The organism is Providencia sp. JGM181 (genome assembly GCF_018257375.1).
GTDB classification, from domain to species: Bacteria; Pseudomonadota; Gammaproteobacteria; order Enterobacterales; family Enterobacteriaceae; genus Providencia; species Providencia lanzhouensis.
Window position 1 is genome coordinate 1 of the sequence record NZ_JAERJY010000295.1, and the last position, 762, is coordinate 762.

A 762-nucleotide genomic window follows, 5' to 3' on the forward strand; every position below is an offset into this window, starting at 1 on the left:
AGACAGCGTATATTTTGTATCACTCTTTATGATTAGAAATAGATGAGGGGGGATTGAAACAGAGGAGATGATAAATGGATAATAACAAGGCTACTATAAATAAAAACACCCTTATAAAAAGGGTGTTTAGAATTTGGAAGGTTATCAATATTAGATTAAGAAATCGTCTAAAGATTTGCCTTGTTCTTCGATTGCAACTTTAATTACTGCTGGAGTACGACCTTGGCCTGTCCAAGTTTTAGTTTCGCCGTTCTCATCAACATATTTATATTTTGCTGGGCGAGCAGCACGTTTAGCGCGAGTGCTGGTGCTTTTACCAGAATCCATAGTTTGCAGAAGGTCATTTAAATCTACGCCTTGTTCTAAAATCATTTCGCGAACTTTTTCCAGTTTGCGATTACGTTCTTCAACTTCAGCGCGAGCTTGGCTTTCTTCTTCACGACGTTCGTCAACAACGACAGTTAATTTTTCCAGCATTTCTTCTAAAGATTCTAAAGTGACTTCTCGTGCTTGAGCACGAAGCGTACGGATGTTATTTAATGCTTTTAATGATTCGCTCATTTTCCTGGTCTCAATTTTATATGTTGGCATGTGTACAGTAATAATAGAGTGCTATTTTAAATTCTGCAATAGCTAAATTACTTCGGTAGTTTAAAAGTTATCTTTAACGAATGCAATTTTTTTACAAAAGAATTATAAAAATTTTCGTTGCTATAAATTGCTCTATTATCAATAACGGTACTAATGAAAAAAGGTAATTAG

The 762-nt window shown here is 34.8% G+C and carries 1 protein-coding gene; it reads right to left on the minus strand.

Annotated elements, in window-relative coordinates; genetic code table 11:
- Window positions 1-150 precede the first annotated feature (150 nt).
- Window positions 151-561, minus strand: a complete 411-nt coding sequence (hns, locus tag JK188_RS17610) for a histone-like nucleoid-structuring protein H-NS (RefSeq protein ID WP_006661675.1) — start codon at window positions 559-561, stop codon at window positions 151-153.
- Window positions 562-762: the final 201 nt, after the last annotated feature.

What these genes read in the sequence shown, in the direction of transcription:
- hns (WP_006661675.1), bottom strand. Translation starts at nt 561, where the DNA reads ATGAGCGAATCATTAAAAGCATTAAATAACATCCGTACGCTTCGTGCT.